General features: G+C 54.9%; 9 protein-coding genes and 2 rRNA genes. 8 read left to right on the top strand and 3 right to left on the bottom strand.

Going from position 1 to position 13,429, the window contains the following annotated elements:
• From J3352_RS03110 to J3352_RS03075, 8 genes are all read left to right on the top strand, one after another.
• Window positions 1–101: ribosomal RNA gene (locus tag J3352_RS03110) — 23S ribosomal RNA — on the top strand; the annotation flags it as partial.
• 124 nt (window positions 102–225) lie between these two features.
• A 5S ribosomal RNA gene (gene rrf / locus J3352_RS03105) occupies window positions 226–342 on the top strand.
• A 253-nt stretch (window positions 343–595) separates the two neighbouring features.
• Window positions 596–3,613: a hypothetical protein gene (locus J3352_RS03100; RefSeq protein WP_005936412.1), complete on the top strand. Its 3,018-nt coding sequence runs from the start codon at window positions 596–598 to the stop codon at window positions 3,611–3,613.
• A gap of 163 nt (window positions 3,614–3,776) precedes the next feature.
• The gene (locus J3352_RS03095) at window positions 3,777–4,676 is read left to right on the top strand and encodes a D-alanyl-D-alanine carboxypeptidase family protein (protein ID WP_099357320.1); all 900 of its coding nucleotides are present in this window, start codon (window positions 3,777–3,779) and stop codon (window positions 4,674–4,676) included.
• 85 nt (window positions 4,677–4,761) lie between these two features.
• Complete coding sequence (locus tag J3352_RS03090; RefSeq protein ID WP_242699844.1) at window positions 4,762–5,493, top strand: YkgJ family cysteine cluster protein; 732 nt, start codon at window positions 4,762–4,764, stop codon at window positions 5,491–5,493.
• 164 nt (window positions 5,494–5,657) lie between these two features.
• Window positions 5,658–6,683, top strand: a complete 1,026-nt coding sequence (locus tag J3352_RS03085; RefSeq protein ID WP_005936402.1) for an ABC transporter substrate-binding protein — start codon at window positions 5,658–5,660, stop codon at window positions 6,681–6,683.
• Window positions 6,684–6,846: 163 nt separating this feature from the next.
• Window positions 6,847–7,794, top strand: coding sequence for an ABC transporter permease (locus J3352_RS03080; RefSeq protein WP_005936399.1), 948 nt, complete (start codon window positions 6,847–6,849; stop codon window positions 7,792–7,794).
• Window positions 7,787–8,581 carry an ABC transporter ATP-binding protein gene (locus J3352_RS03075; protein WP_005936395.1) on the top strand — a complete coding sequence of 265 codons (795 nt, stop codon included), beginning with the start codon at window positions 7,787–7,789 and terminating at the stop codon, window positions 8,579–8,581. Before J3352_RS03080 ends, J3352_RS03075 begins: the two co-directional genes overlap by 8 nt.
• Before the next feature lie 135 nt (window positions 8,582–8,716).
• Here J3352_RS03075 and J3352_RS03070 read toward each other — a convergent pair whose 3' ends face one another.
• The 3 genes from J3352_RS03070 to J3352_RS03060 all read right to left on the bottom strand — a co-directional run bounded on the left by J3352_RS03070 (window position 8,717) and on the right by J3352_RS03060 (window position 13,328).
• Entirely contained in the window at window positions 8,717–10,906 is a 2,190-nt protein-coding gene (locus J3352_RS03070) for a leucine-rich repeat protein (protein ID WP_207700489.1), read from the bottom strand.
• Window positions 10,907–11,142: 236 nt separating this feature from the next.
• Window positions 11,143–12,231 (bottom strand): sugar kinase, encoded by a 1,089-nt coding sequence (locus J3352_RS03065; RefSeq protein WP_035395021.1) that lies wholly within the window; start codon window positions 12,229–12,231, stop codon window positions 11,143–11,145.
• 176 nt (window positions 12,232–12,407) lie between these two features.
• Window positions 12,408–13,328, bottom strand: coding sequence for a radical SAM protein (locus J3352_RS03060; protein WP_097773758.1), 921 nt, complete (start codon window positions 13,326–13,328; stop codon window positions 12,408–12,410).
• Window positions 13,329–13,429 lie beyond the last annotated feature (101 nt).

Raw genomic sequence — 13,429 nt, 5'->3', positions numbered from 1 at the left:
TCAGGTAAGATCCCTTGTAGACTACGAGGTTGATAGGCACGATGTGTAAGTGGAGTGATCCATTCAGCAAGTGTGTACTAATAGATCGAGGGCTTGACCACAATTCGCTTGAATTCTCAAGTCAATGATAAAATGTGAGCAGTGATTATTCAGTTTTGAAGGCACGTCCTTCAAGAAACACTGGACAAAGTAGAACAGAAATGTTATACTGAACCAGTCATATTGGTCGGTGACGATGACGGTGAGGTTCCACCTGTTCCCATTCCGAACACAGAAGTTAAGCTCACTCGTGCCCAAGATAGTTCGCTGGAAACGGCGCGTGAAAATAGGTAGTCGCCGACTTACATGAAACCCCTGAGGAAGAAATTCTTCAGGGGTTTGTTGTTTTTGCACGGTACTTTCTTCCACTGGCAAAGAAATTGCCAAAGGCTTCTATTTCTGCCTGATTTTTTCGTACGGTGTGCTATCATAAGGCTGGAAACGCTTTTGGGAGAAACGCGTTCCCATGCAAAAAACAGTTGACAAAGGATCGGCCTGCTGTTTGACCACCACTTTTCGATCATGTGAGCATGAACTGGAAAGGAGCAGAAGAAAAATGACAAACAAGAAATTCAAGTTGGCAGCAATGTCGCTGGCTACTGCGGTTGCCGTGAGCACGGTTGGCCCCAGTGCTTCTGCGGTGACGTATTATCTGGGCGGTGGCAGTGTAACTGTTGACCAGGATAAGAATCGCGGTGCATTCAGTTATCAGGGCGAGGATAAAGGCGATGAGAACCGCACCTACGTCAACGATGAGAAAGCGAAAACTGGCGATGGTACGATCTACGTCCAGGACGGCCACGCGCCAACCACTGATAACTCCGACAATGGCACAGAGGTACCCATACCTACGGATAATGACACACAATCCACCGATGCTTCTGGCAACAACACAGAGAACAGTTCCACGTCTGAGACCACAACCACAAACACCATCACGGTCAAAGAGGATGTGACGGGTGCAACCATTGTGGTTGACGGTGTGAATGTGGATATCACCAGCACCCCGGCTGAAGTGCCCGCAGATGCCAAAGAAGATAAAACCATCATCAAGGTGGGCGAGGGTGCAGATGTTGACCTGACAGTCAAGGATTCCAACCTGACCACCGGCGGCAACGGCATTGATATTGGTGTGAATTTGGAAGGCAAGGATGAAAACAAGGAAACCAACGTTGACCTGACGCTGGATAATACCAAAATCAATCTGACCGAGAAAGATAACACCGCAGGTATTGTTGCACGGGATAACTCCACGGTGGACGTTACATTAAAGGGCAAAAACACCATTGATGGCAAGGAAGCCTTGGAGAATGCCGCCCAGGAAGCAGAAGCCGCGAAAGAAAAAGGCAAGAGCAGCCCCAACCGCAATGTGGAAGGTATCCGCGTGGGCGGCGAAAACGCAGGTGATGACAGCAGTGGCGAGGGTGCGTCCCTGACCATCAAGGGTGACGTGACCAGCGACCAAGGTTCTCTGAACATTGATCATACTTCTACCGGAATGGTGATCTCTAACGATTCTGATGTGACCTTGACGGACAACGCCGATGTGGATATCAAGCACACAGAAGCAGGTTCCAGTACGCAGGGTGGACGCGGTATCGTACAGCGGGGCGATTTGACCGTAGAGGACAAGTCCAGCCTGACCATTGACACGGTGGGCAGCGGTGCTTATAAAATCGATAATGATCAGGAAGGCTTAGTCTACGGCAACAATGGTTATGGCATTGACAGTACCGATGACATCACGGTAACAGGTGACAGCACACTGGAGATCAAGGGAACACAGAGCTCAGCAATCTATGGCGGAACCGGTTCCAGCCTGACCGTAGAGGACAGCACGCTGAACATCGACAGCAATGGCCGTGGCATCGACTATGAGGGCGGTGCCGGGGACATCACCTTCGATAATTCCGAGGTGAATATCAGCGGCAATGGCATGGGGATCTCCGTTGCTCCTGAAGGCGGCACCAACATCACATTTGACAACTCCACCGGAAGCGTCAGTGCTCAGAATGGTACTGCCATCTACGGCCCCGAGAGTAACGGAAAGGGAAAACTGACCGTTACCAACAAGAGCGAGGTCAAATTGGAAGCTCCCACAGGTATCTACGCTGGTTTTGATGAAGTAGAAATCAGCGGCAAGAGCAAGGTTACCTCCATAGGCAGTGTTGGTATGATGTTTGTTGGCGGTCAGAGTGGTGCGACCAAACTGCATGTTACCGGAGAGAGCGAATATAATCTGCAAATGAAGGGCTATGCTCATGCTCTACGTGTTAACCTAAGCAAGAATCCAAGCCGTATTCTGGTTGATCAAAATAGCAAGTTGCACCTTTCGCAGGCCACAACAGGTGCAAGTGCTATTGTTCTCGGTAACGGTGCAACTCTTACCATGGACAACGGCACCCTTATCACTGAGGGCAATTTCCGCAAAGGTAGTATCTATTCTCTGGGCACCAACTCCACCACTACCATCAAGAACGGCTCCCATGTGGATGTGAATTCTATCGTTGGCACTAAGAATGACAAGGGCCAGAAGCTCATCGTTACCGGTGGCACGCTGACCTATGATTACAAGGCCGACAATACCCTGTGGCCGGTGAACGATCAGGGCGACAAGCTGACCAATTTCCTGCTGACCAAGGATGATGCCCACGCAAACTTCGATGCCCTTTCCTATAAAGGCCAGACCTACACCTACCTCTCTGACCTGAACAAGGAGACCGGGAAGCAGTATCTCTCCGTGTGGGTGCCCGCCGCCGCACTGAACTATATGCTGGATGTGGACGGTTCCCACGACCCGGAGATCATCGGCAAGGCACTGGAAGAGCTGAAGCAGGCCGGATACAATTTCGACACTGCCTACCAGACCGCTGAGAATGGCGATCAGGTCGTTATTCTGCGGGATATGGTGGTGAACGGTAAGAGCCTGAACTTCACCAAGACCACCGATGCAGAGGGCAACACCAAGCTCATCTGGGGCAACTACGAAAAACAGGCAGAGGGTGCTCCCAGCGCTTATGACATGGTCTATGGCACCGAGTACGAGTATGAGGGCAAGACCTATACCATCGTCTGGGGCTATGAGAGCCAGAACAACCCCAACACCACCGCAGCAGCGGGCGTGCTGGATGCCTTTGGCCCGGATTCCAACGTGAAGGTCACCGGCGAGAACATCGACGGCACTGACTCCGCAAAGTATACCGTGACCATTTACGGCGCTCTGCGGGAAGTGACCGACCCTGTGATCCCCACGAACCCGAAACCGGAAACGCCCGAGGACTCCGATCCTACTCCTCCGGCTCCGGCTCCCACTACGCCGACCACCCCGGCAGTGCAGGATGCACGGCCCACCACTCCCGCCGTGGAGCAGGCAGTTGCTAAGACCACGCCCGCCCCGGAGACCCCCGTGAACCCGCCGGTACAGGATGCCCGCCCGGAGAGCGGCAAGCTGATCCAGACCGGTACCACCAACTGGATGGCAGATGTTCTGGTGCGTGCAGGCGGTGTTCTGCTGGCTGCCGGTTATCTGCTGGAGCGTAAGCGCAAGAGCATGTTCCATAAGGCACAGCACTGAACACGTTCTTGTAGATGACGTAAAAAGGTAAAATATTGAACTGGCTTGGGGCCGCTGCACAAATTTTTGTGGGGCGGCCCCACTTTTTGCAGAAAAAGGTGCTCTCGTCTCGTATTAGGGGATGAAAGCGCTTTTGATTTTGCAAAAAGGGATGAGAACGAGAATGAAAACTTCACCGTACCGCCGGAAGCACCGGCGCAGAGCCTTCCGGCGGCTGTTCTGGCTGCTGGTGCTGGCGCTGGCAACCCTGCTTCTGCTGTTGTGGCCCCGGCGGGTCACGCTGGATGGGCTGAACAGTCCCCATGCCATTTTACTGCGGGCCGACAGCGGAGAGGTGCTGGCCGAAAAGGATGCCGACAGCACGATCTATCCGGCTTCCATGACCAAGATGATGACGGCGTTGCTGGCCATAGAAGCAAACCCGGACCTCGACACGCCCGTGACCCTGCCCGAGGAGATCTTTCCGGCTCTGCAGGCCCAGAATGCCTCGCTGGCGGGGTTTCAGGCCGGGGAAACGGCCACGGTACGGGATCTGCTGTACGGGGCCATGCTGCCCTCGGGGGCCGAGTGCTGCGAAGCGCTGGCCCGGGAGGTGAGCGGCAGCGAGGAAGCCTTTGCGGCCCGGATGAACCAGAAAGCAGCAGAGCTGGGGATGACCGGCACACATTTCTGCAACCCCACCGGTCTGCACGACCCGGAGCATGTTTCCACTGTGCGGGATATGGCCCGGCTGACAGAAGCAGCCCTGCAGAACGAGACCTTCCGCAAGCTGTTTACCACGGAGCGGTATACCGTTCCGGCCACCAACTGCCACCCGCAGGGGTTCACGATGCACAGCACCCTGCTGAGCCAGCTGGACGGCACAGAGCTGCACCGTGGCCGGATCCTGGGCGGTAAGACCGGTTACACCGGGGAGGCAGGGCTCTGCCTTGCCAGTCTGGCCGAGGTGAAGGGCAGGGAATACATTCTGGTCACGGCCGGGGCAGGGGGAGACCACAGCACCGCGCCCTACCACATCGAGGATGCCGTAACAGTCTACCGCCGTGTGAGCCGGGGGTCCTGAACAGGGGAGCGGATGCGCTCCCTTTTTCTGTGCCCGGCTTTGTGGTACAATGGAACAAAACCATTCACAGAACAGGAGAACCATCATGCTCAAGGATTCACAGGTCGATCTCTGCGGCCGCACCGATTTTACCCGCACCGCGCCCCTGCTTGCCCGGGACGAGGCGTTTTCGTTTGCCTGCGCGGGCTGCGGCGGCTGCTGCCGGGGGCGGGAGGATATCGTGCTGTCGGGCTTTGACCTGTGGCGCATTGCGGCCCGCCTGCGCCTGCCGCCCCGCACCGTGGCCCGAGCGTTCTGCCGGGGAAGCATCGGGCGGGTCAGCCGCCTGCCGGTGCTGCGGCTGGCCCCGCTGAAGGAGGAGCACGGCAACTGCCCCTTCCTCACCGGGAACCACTGCGCCATCCACGATGCCGAGCCGCTGGTCTGCGCCCTTTACCCGCTGGCGCAGGAGATCACGAAGGACGGGCAGGTATCCTACTTTTTGCAGCCCACCCAGTGCGGCGGGCAGGTCATTGCGGCAAGAGTGGGGGATTATCTGACCCGTTACGATGTGCCCGCCCGGGAGGCCACCGATGTGCGCTGGGCGCAGGTGTGCATGGAGTTGGAGGATACCGTGGAGCGGCTGGACGCTCTGTTTGAGCCGGTGTTTGCCCGGCGGATGCAGGAAAAGCTGTGGCAGGCGCTGTATTACCGGTACGACTTTGCAAAAGAGTACCGCCCCCAGCTGGAAGAAAATCTGCTCTGGCTGGACGGTGAGCTGAAAAAGCTCGAAGGGATGCAGATGCGGCACAGCACCATCGAAAAAAGTGATAGATAAAATTACTTTGATTGATAATTCGGGCTGTTTCCCGGTTGTTTTGGAGCGGAAAGTGTGATATACTTCACGAGTGTAAAGCGGTAGCGCGATGCGATAGACCGCTTGAATACTGACTTTCATGCGGTGTCCTGTTGCCGCGAAAGTAGAATTGAGGGAGTAATATCATGCGTAAAATTTCTCGTCGTTCGTTCCTGTCTGCCGCCGCTGTCTGCGGCGCAGCTGCTGCCCTGACTGCCTGCGGCGGTTCCTCCAGCTCCACGGCTGCTTCTTCCACCGCTTCCTCTGCTGCGGCTTCTTCCGCAGCGGCTGACGGCCAGAAGTATACCGTTGGCATCTGCCAGCTGGTGGAGCACGCCGCTCTGGACGCTGCCACCCAGGGCTTTGAGGATGCCCTGACCGCACAGTTCGGCGAGAATGTCACCTTTGACTTCCAGAACGCCCAGAACGATTCCGCAACCTGCGCCACCATCGCCAACGGCTTTGTTTCCGCAGGCGTTGACCTGATCATGGCAAACGCTACCCCCGCCCTGCAGGCCGCACAGGCTGCCACCGACAGCATCCCCATTCTGGGCACCTCCGTCACCGAGTACGGTGTTGCTCTGGGCCTGACCGATTTCGATGGCACCGTGGGCGGCAATGTCTCCGGCACCTCTGATCTGGCTCCGCTGGATCAGCAGGCGGATATGATCACCGAGTGGCTGCCCGAGGCCACCAAGGTGGGCCTGCTCTACTGCTCTGCCGAGGCAAACAGCCAGTATCAGGTAGACGAGGTCCAGAAGTACCTGGAGGCCAAGGGCGTTACCGCCACCCAGTACGCTTTCTCTGATTCCAACGATCTGGCTTCTGTCTGCCAGAAGGCTGCCGACGAGAACGACGCAGTGTATGTCCCCACCGACAACACCTGCGCCGCCAACACCGGCATCATCGACGGCATCTGCCGCCCGGCCAAGAAGCCCGTGTTCGCCGGTGAGGAGGGCATCTGCTCCGGCTGCGGCGTGGCGACCCTGTCCATCAGCTACTACGATCTGGGCTACACCACCGGTGAGATGGCTGCCAAGGTTCTGACCGGTGAGGCCGATATCTCCACCATGCCCGTTGAGTACACCAATGTGACCAAGAAGTACAACAAGACCATCTGCGATGACCTGGGCATGACCGTTCCCGAGGGTTACGAGGCCATTGAGAAATAACAAGCGCTCAGTCCGCTTTGCAGAAAGCTCCCCTGATAGAGGCGCAGAGTTCACGCTGCAGTAACGAAGAGACTTTACAATAAAATCAGCGGAGAAGAGCGAATTTTGGTTCTTCTCCGCTTTCCCGTATCAGAAAAAAGTGTAGTTACAGGAGGAAAACGTTTTGGATATTCTTGCAAGACTTGCCAACCTGCCCGGTGCCTTGCCCGGTGCCTGTGCGCAGGGCCTCATCTGGGGCATCATGGCCATTGGTGTGTACCTGACCTACCGCATCCTGGATGTGGCTGACCTGACCGTAGACGGTTCCTTTGGCACCGGCGGCGCGGTCTGCGTTATGTGCCTGCTCTCCGGCATGAACGTCTGGGCAGCGCTCTTCATCGCCCTGCTGGCCGGTCTGGCCACCGGCCTTGTCACCGGTCTGCTCCACACCTTTATGGGCATCCCGGCCATTCTGGCTGGTATCTTGACCCAGCTGGCCCTCTACTCCATCAACCTGAAGATCATGGGCAAGGCCAACCAGTCCATCAACGTGGACAAGTACGACCTGCTGATCTCCCTGCGCTGGGTCAAGGAGATTGCCCTGCACAACCCCATCATCATGGTCATTCTGGTCAGCGCCGTGGTCATCGGCGTGCTGTACTGGTTCTTTGGCACCGAGCTGGGCTGCGGCATCCGCGCCACCGGTTCCAACCCCGCCATGAGCCGTGCCCAGGGTATCAACACCAGCTTCAATGTGGTGCTGGGTCTGGCGGTCTCCAACGGTCTGGTGGCCCTGTCCGGTGCACTGCTGAGCCAGTATCAGGGCTTTGCCGATGTCAGCATGGGCCGTGGTGCCATCGTCATCGGTCTGGCCGCTGTCATCATCGGCGAGGCCCTGTTCAGCCGCATCTTCCACAACTTTGCCCTCAAGCTGGTGTCCGTCTCGCTGGGTGCCATCATCTACTACATTGTCATCCAGCTGGTGCTGACCCTCGGCTTTGACGCAAATCTGCTCAAGCTGTTGAGCGCCTCCGTGGTGGCCGTGTTCCTGGCCGTGCCCTATTGGAAGAGCAAGTACTTCGCAAAGCCCGCGGCAAAGAAGGCACAGAAGGAGGATGCAAAAAATGCTTGAGATCCAGAATGTTTCCAAGACCTTCAACGCCGGTACTGTCAACGAGAAAACGGCCCTGAATGGTCTGAACCTGAAATTGAACGAAGGTGATTTTGTCACCGTCATTGGCGGCAACGGTGCGGGCAAATCCACCATGCTGAACGCTGTGGCTGGTGTGTGGCCCGTGGACAGCGGCAAGATCATCATTGACGGCACCGACGTGACCAAACTGGGGGAGCACCAGCGCGCCGCCTACATCGGTCGCGTGTTCCAGGACCCCATGACCGGCACCGCCGCCACCATGCAGATCGAGGAGAACCTTGCCCTGGCCGCCCGGCGCGGCAAGCGCCGCGGCCTGAGGATCGGTATTACCAAGGCCGAACGGGAGCGCTACCGTGAACTGCTCAAGAGCCTGGACCTGGGCTTGGAGGATCGCCTGACCGCCCGCGTGGGCCTGCTGTCCGGCGGTCAGCGTCAGGCACTGACCCTGCTCATGGCTACCATGAACAAGCCCAAGCTCCTGCTGCTGGATGAGCACACCGCCGCTCTGGACCCCAAGACGGCGCTCAAGGTGCTGACCCTCTCGGCCAAGATCGTGGAGGAGAACCGCCTGACCACCATGATGATCACCCACAACATGAAGGATGCCATCAAGTACGGCAACCGCCTGATCATGATGCACGAGGGCCACATCATCTATGATGTCTCCGGGGAAGAGAAGAAGAACCTGCATGTCTCCGACCTGCTGGCCAAGTTCCAGATCGCGTCCGGCGGCGAGTTCGCCAACGACCGCATGATCCTTTCTTAAAAAAGATGAAGCGGCAATAAAGTAGTTGCTTCTTAAAACATAGAGAACCCCCCTGCCGGGAGATCACCGGCAGGGGGGTTCTCTATTAGAGTATTGGGTTTGCGGTGTTATTTGTTCTTCTCGTTACGGTACGAATTACTTTTTGAACGCCTGCACTTGATTCCATGCCTTGATAACCTCTGTGCGGCTTACAGGATCAGTTGCTTCATAGGTTTCGCCGTTGTTCTTCGCGGCCTTGAGCAGGTCGTTCTCCACGGCCCAGGCAATGGCCTTGTCAGTCTCAGTGGCATTGGCGTTCAGCACGGCGGCGGGTTCAGGCTTTCCTGCATTGTTCCACACCAGTTCAGCCAGCTCACCTCGGTTTGTTGGAATAGCTGTACCGGTTGGCAGGGCGCAAATCAGATAGAACTCAGTACCCAACTGATAGGTCTGGTAGGCCAGCACCGCGGTACCCGCGGCGGCAGTACCAATGATGAGGGTAGTGCCCAGAATGTTGGGCTCTTCCTCAATGCTTGCATCCTTTGTCATGGCTTCGATAATAACATTTTCACCCGGCATGGTAAAGGTAATGGTTTCAGCCTTGGGATCAACAGCGTTCAGCACGCTGGCAGGCTTAATTGTCCACTGGTCAAAAGTCTGAGCATCGGAAAGAATGCTCCTATCAAAGGTTACTTCCACTGTTGCACCTTTTTCAATGGTAATGTCACCATTGTCATTGATAGTAGTATCCTTGCCGTTTACTTTTGCAATACCGCCAAGAAGGGATAGAGTGTAGGTGACCTTTTCTTCTTTCTGGGGAACATTGTAACTCCACTTAATCTGATTGCCAGTGACTTGATTCGCGGGAGCGGTATTTTCGGTCTCTTTGACATCAACTTTGACGATATAATCGCCCGGTTCCGTAGGGAGCCCGCGGTCATTCAATTTCTCACCGGGAACTTCATTTCCCTTATCATCATAAAATTTCTTATTGATGATATCATCAGCATTGACTTTAGCATTGTTCGATGTCACTTCTCCGGTCACTGCGTCAAACTTAAGGTCAACATCCGGGTCAATCACATCTTTTTGTGTCCATTTTGCAGTCAAGATTATATCATAGTCCGGCATGGAGAAACTATAATTGCCGTTCTCATCTGGGCCGTTCAAGGATGGGGCGGTTTCTCCATCAGGAACGGTAACTTCCCAATGATTAAAGTTATAGCCGGTTTTCTTTGTGGGTGTAGGAACGGAAACGGACGAACCATAGTCGTACGAGTTCGTTTCCTTGTTTTCGTCGTTCTCCAGTGTTACAGTATGGCTATGTGCGTTCCAATGGGCATACAAGGTGATGTTGCTGCTGACGGCTTCTGTAAATGTATATTTTATGCCGCCTTCTGCCTGTGTATACCAGCCAAGAAATGTATAACCTTCTCTTACAGGGTCGGTGGGAACTACAAACGGCTGGTCATTCGGGTAGCATTTTGCAGTTCCTAGCTTCTCGTTGCTGTAAACAGTCTGCGTGGCCATAGTGTCACTACCATTTATAGTGCCACCGTCCAAATCAAAGTTGATATCACACAGATACTGAACTTTGCTGGTTAGTGTATCATTGCCTGCGTTATTAACTCTGACTTTTTCCCAGTCTGTTTTATATCCATTATATTTTACATCATTTAGTTCTGTGCAATCTTTGAATGCGTTGCTATTTATAATGTTAATACCCTTTTCAAGGGTCACGCTTGTAAGACCTGTGCATCCATTAAATGCAAATGGGCAGATTTCATCCACACTTATGGGTACTTTTATTTCTCTTAACTCTGTACAACGCTCAAAAGCGTGACTACTGATTTTGGGAATGCCGTTTGTTAAGGTGACTTGAGATAATGCGGTATTTCCTGAAAAAGCCGTATCCATATCTGTGATGGTACTCGGAATCGTAATGCTTGTTAACTGAGAACAACCATAAAAAGCAGCTTGGCCGATTTTTGTAACACCTTCAGGGATTGTAACATTAGTTAGATTGGAACAGTTAAAGAATGCCTGGTATCCAATTTCGTCCACCGTATTAGGCAATGTAACTTCCGTAAGCGTGTTACATTTATTAAAGGCCCACGTTGCAATTTCGGTTACAGTATAGTTCCTGCCATTGCTTGAAATTGAGCTCTCAATGTTAAGTTGTGTAGGGTTTCCTGATGTACCGGAAACTGTAACTGATTCTCCATCGGCGTTAACTGTATATTTGAGGTTGCCTATCCTAATCGGAGTCGCTGCTACTGCTCCGATGGGTAGGAATGTTAACGTTATGCTGAGTGCCACTAATAGACTGACAAACCGTTTTTTCATGGATTTCCCCGCTTTCATGGATTGGTGCCGCAGAAAAACGACATAGAGTGAATGGCAAAAAAAGGTAATAATGCCAATTTGAAGAATACCATGCATGGAATTCTCTGTCAATGGAATTGTAGGAACTCACAAAAAAGTTTGGAGGAATGTACAAGAAAAGGTTTTTCCAGCATCGCGGGCAATAAAAAAGAACCCGTCCCCGGGGAAAATCCGGGAACGGGTTGAGAGCGGAAAGCTTACCGCTTGATGTCGTAGTTCATGTTCATCAGGTTGCGGATGGAGCTGACATCGTCGGTGATGTTGGCATCGCCGTGGATGGTGTGCTTGATGGCGCTGCTTGCTACGGCAAAGTTGACCATATCCATAGCCTTATAGTTGTGCAGCATGGCATAGATCAGACCGCTGGCAAAGGCATCGCCGCCGCCCACGCGGTCCAGAATATTAAAGGTGTAGAGCTTGCTCTCAAAGGTGTGGCCGTCGTACCACATAAAGGCCTTGAGGCTGTTCTCGCTGCCGCTGTGGGCATAGCGCACATGGCGGGCAATGCACTTGAGGTTGGGGTAGCGGGCAATGAAATGCTGGAAGATCTCGTCCTGCTGCTCATAGCTGGGCTGCAGGGGCACGCCGTCCTTCCAGTCGCCCTTGCTGTGATCGTTGTCGTCCTTCCACAGGTGGTAGGGCTCAATGCCCAGCAGAACGTCAACATAAGGCAGGCACTCGGTGCAGAAATCGCGGGCTTCCTCCCAGCTCCACAGGGTAGAGCGGAAGTTGCCGTCAAAGCTGACGGTCAGGCCCTTCTTTTTGGCCACCTTGAGCATATCGATGATGAGGCCGCGGCAGTTGGGGCCCAGTGCCGGGGTAATGCCGCTCAGGTGCAGCCAGTCGTAGCCGTCCAGCAGAGCGTCCAGATCGACCTGGGAGAAGTCATACTCGGTAATGGCACTGTGCTTGCGATCATAGATGACCTTGGAAGCGCGGATGCCGTAGCCGGTTTCCAGATAATAAGTACCCAGCCGGTTGGAGGGGGTCTCGTTGGGCTCGGTCAGGATCATGGGGGTGCAATGCACATCGTTGGAGCGCAGCCAGCGCACCGCGCTCTTGCCCAGGCTGTTGTTGGGCACTACGCTGAAGAAGGTGCTGTCCACACCCAGGTTGGCCAGGGCCAGTGCAATGTTGGCCTCGCTGCCGCCGTAGCTGGCTTCAAAGCTGGATGCCATGCGGATCTTTTCGTAGTTCGGCGGAGTCAGACGGAGCATGATCTCGCCGCAGGTGATAAATTTCTGGCCGTTGGGCTCGCTGCCGAGGATGGGATTGTAGTGTTCCATAACGCTCCTCCTAAAAAAGTCGTTTCTGGGATCCATTCTATGTGAGAACACATTGTTGTATCCATTATACCGCACAGCGCACCGGATAGCAAGCAAATGCTGTTTCGGCCGAGAGAAAAAGAAAAAGAAATTTTGGTTGTTTTGACGAAAGAATCCCGCAGGGATGACGGCGGGGTTCACACCCCCGTCAGGTCAAAGCTGGGCGTATACTCTTCCTTTGCACTGCTCTTCTGCTGCATATAACCAGAACTGAGGCCCAAATCCATGGCGTAGTTGACCACCCGGCGGTATTCGTAGGTGGTGATGCGCCGCCCGATGCCGTGGTCTGCCGCCTGATAGAAGGGGGTGTACTGGCTCATCACGCTGGGCAGGAAGCACCCGGGGTCGGCCTTGTTCCAAGCCGCCATCTGATCGAGCACGGCAAAGCTGTCGTCCACATGGCCGGGCAGGGCAAGGTGGCGCAGGATCACGCCCCGCTGCAGGATGCCCTCGCTGTCAAAAACAGGGTGCCCGGCCTGAGCCATCATGGCTTCAATGGCGGGCCTGGCCTGCGCAAAATAGTCCGGCGCGGCGGAAAGCTCTGCCGAAAGGGCAGGGGAAACATATTTCAGGTCGGCCAGCCAGATGTCGATGAAACCGCGCCAGGCGTGCACGCTCTCCACGGTCTCGTAGCCGCCGGTGTTGCAGACGATGGGCAGATGCAGCCCCTGCGCTCGGGCCAGGTCGAGGGCGGCGATGATCCAGGGCCGCCACTGCCCGGGCGTGACAAGGTTGATGTTGTGGGCTCCCTGCGCCTGCAGGTCCAGAAAGATCTCGGCCAGGCGCTCTACGGTGATCTCCCTGCCCAGCCCCTCGGCGCTGATGGGGTAGTTCTGGCAGAAGCAGCACTTGAGGGTGCAGCCGGAGAAAAACACCGTGCCGCTGCCCCGGGTGCCGCTGATGCAGGGTTCCTCCCAGAAGTGCAGGGCCGCGCGGGCCGCTTTCAGGGTGCGGCCCGCCCCGCAGAAGCCCGTCTGCCCGGCGGCCCGGTCGGCTTTGCACTGCCGGGGGCAGAGAGTGCAGGCTTCCGGCACGGCAACAGAAATGGTTTTGGGCATAATATCCAAGTCCTTTGCAAAAGATTTGACAGAATTACTCTTGTTTATTATACCATTTATGATATGGAATGTGGTATACTATGATAGAATATTATATATCA

It is taken from the genome of Faecalibacterium sp. Marseille-Q4164 (genome assembly GCF_017377545.1).
Taxonomy (GTDB): domain Bacteria; phylum Bacillota; class Clostridia; order Oscillospirales; family Ruminococcaceae; genus Faecalibacterium; species Faecalibacterium duncaniae.
This window is presented reverse-complemented; position numbering and strand designations above follow the sequence as displayed.

Excerpts from the sequence above, each read along its gene's own strand:
- J3352_RS03085 (WP_005936402.1), top strand. The coding sequence starts at position 5,658 with ATGCGTAAAATTTCTCGTCGTTCGTTCCTGTCTGCCGCCGCTGTCTGC.
- J3352_RS03095 (WP_099357320.1), top strand. The coding sequence starts at position 3,777 with ATGAAAACTTCACCGTACCGCCGGAAGCACCGGCGCAGAGCCTTCCGG.
- J3352_RS03070 (WP_207700489.1), bottom strand. The coding sequence starts at position 10,906 with ATGAAAAAACGGTTTGTCAGTCTATTAGTGGCACTCAGCATAACGTTA.
- J3352_RS03065 (WP_035395021.1), bottom strand. The coding sequence starts at position 12,231 with ATGGAACACTACAATCCCATCCTCGGCAGCGAGCCCAACGGCCAGAAA.
- J3352_RS03100 (WP_005936412.1), top strand. The coding sequence starts at position 596 with ATGACAAACAAGAAATTCAAGTTGGCAGCAATGTCGCTGGCTACTGCG.
- J3352_RS03060 (WP_097773758.1), bottom strand. The coding sequence starts at position 13,328 with ATGCCCAAAACCATTTCTGTTGCCGTGCCGGAAGCCTGCACTCTCTGC.
- J3352_RS03090 (WP_242699844.1), top strand. The coding sequence starts at position 4,762 with ATGCTCAAGGATTCACAGGTCGATCTCTGCGGCCGCACCGATTTTACC.
- J3352_RS03075 (WP_005936395.1), top strand. The coding sequence starts at position 7,787 with ATGCTTGAGATCCAGAATGTTTCCAAGACCTTCAACGCCGGTACTGTC.